Origin of the sequence: Ferruginibacter sp. (genome assembly GCF_014377975.1) — a bacterium.
Taxonomy (GTDB): Bacteria; Bacteroidota; Bacteroidia; order Chitinophagales; family Chitinophagaceae; genus Ferruginibacter.
Genome location: NZ_JACMOO010000064.1, coordinates 1 through 2196, shown reverse-complemented (window position 1 = coordinate 2196; position 2196 = coordinate 1). Strand labels below are relative to the sequence as shown.

Sequence of the window (2196 nt, the reverse complement as noted above, 5' to 3'; positions counted from 1 at the left end):
TTTACCGAAACAATTGAACACGGTTTCGAAAATTTACCAAAGGCATTACTCGGTTTATTCAATGGCGAGAATACGGGTAAAATGATTGTAGAGGCATAATTTAAAATAATGAGGAATAATATTGTAAGACTGTCAATGGCAAAGAAAAATGATACTATCTTTTTTATTTTTGCACCCAACCGCTTACTTAAAGGAAAATAATTTTATTGAATACTGATCGTAACAATATCCGGTTTAAATCTTCTTATTTTTTATAGCCTATTAATTACAATTGCTCGCATTTAATTAGAGGTTAATTTCTCATACTGCGCAGAAATAAGGCGAGGAACATTATGCGAAAGTTTTCGGTGTGGGAAATTATGAATTTATAAAAAGCAAAGGTACCACACACACTTTTAATTGGTTTAATTACTGCTCTGCTTCATGGGAATAAAAAAATAACAAAATTCATCCAAAAATTACCTTCTTAAATATTGATCTTTATATAAAAAATGCCCCATAAATCGGGGCACTTTTATTTACTGTTTGAATTTATATTTTAAAATCCTAATCCAATTGCAAAACCTCTTACACTTGTTGGGAAAGGCATTGACAAACTTGCCGCACCTGTAGTAAGATTAATTGAATAAAGGCCATTATTTCCAGCTACGGTAAATATACCATATGCATTGTTTGTTCTACCGCCAATATCAAAGCCATTGCCTGCACTTATGTTTATTCCTAATGGTTTGCCCGCATCCAACGTACCGGCATTTGCAGGGTTTTGAATGTGAAGTTTATCGGTAGAATGATCAATATCATACAGAGTTGTAGTTGTTGCTCCGGAGAAGCTATTTGTGTAAGCTGCGCCGTCTATAGAAGGTGTACCCGGATTAAGATTTGGATCAGAAGATGCAACAGTACCCGTGATAGGATTTAATCTTAGGTTTTGCCCTGTGTTGCTTACAACCCTAATTCTATCAACAGTAGGGTTAAAATCAAACCCAAAAGATGTACCTGAAAGAGCCGGCGTAAATGAAGCAGTGCCTAGTGCGGTAGCAGCACCGCTGGACATATTTACCGTATAAATTCTGCTTGAACTTCCTAATGCATACAATTGTGCAGTTGCAGGGCGCATGTCTATACCAACTATCATTTCACCCATGGCCAAACCTGTAAGTGGTTTTGTTATTATACCAGGTGCAGTTGGATTAAAAATTAATAAATTATTTGATTGATCTACTGCATAAGCAACAGGATTTGTAGGAATTGCCAAACCAACAATTACCCGGTCAGTTTTTCCTGCGTTTTGTGCTTCACCTGTTTCGAGATTTATGTAATAGAATCTGTATTTGTTACCATTGCTTTCTTCAGTTTGTCCATCTTCTATGCCACGACCAAAAAGTGCAGCAATTGCTACTGAATTATCCGGAGCGATATCAAAACCTGCTTCGCCTACTGCCTGTACACCTAATGCACCTACTGTAACCAATGTTCCGTTGTTTGGGGGAGTTTGTTTTACAAGTAAATTTCTTTCAACATCAATATCATATAAAACAGTGGTAACAGCTCCAGCAAAACTATTTGTATATGCTGCCGCTGTTACGGTAGCACCTGCTGGGTTAATACTTAAATCCACTGCGGCCACCATACCGGTTTCAGGATTTAAGCGAAGGTTTTGATCGTTGTTCGTTACCAGGCGAATTCTATCAACTGTTGGGTTAAAATCAAAACCTACCTGTGTGCCGTTAATGGCAGGTGAAAAGGGGGTTGCAGATACTGCTGAGGCAATACCCGAAAGTTGATTGATAACGTACAAACGGCTCATGTTTGTTACACCATACAACTGACCGGTTGCGGGTCTAAAATCTATTGCCAATATTTTTTCTGTAGGGGATAGTAAACCGGTAATGCTTACATCACCTAACTCACTAAGTGGATTACCGGATGAATACTTAACCAATTCATTGTTATTGGTTAGGGCATAAAAAATCGTGCTTTTTGGTGTAGGAAGATTTTTACCTGATTGAAGAAAAGCCGGGCTGGCTAAATGATTTTGATCCTCCATTTGCTTTGAGCAGGAAGAGAACAACAAACCGCCGGCCACAATAATTGCAGCTGTCAGCGAAGTAGATTTTGCTAATAACATAATAAAGTATTTAAATGTGAAGTATTTAAAAATTTACGGATTATCAAAAAATACAGATTTTAATTACC

The 2196-nt window shown here is 37.2% G+C and carries 1 protein-coding gene; it reads right to left on the bottom strand.

Going from position 1 to position 2196, the window contains the following annotated elements; genetic code table 11:
- Positions 1-538: 538 nt before the first annotated feature.
- Positions 539-2128: a DUF4394 domain-containing protein gene (locus tag H7254_RS04195; RefSeq protein WP_301931793.1), complete on the bottom strand. Its 1590-nt coding sequence runs from the start codon at positions 2126-2128 to the stop codon at positions 539-541.
- Positions 2129-2196: the final 68 nt, after the last annotated feature.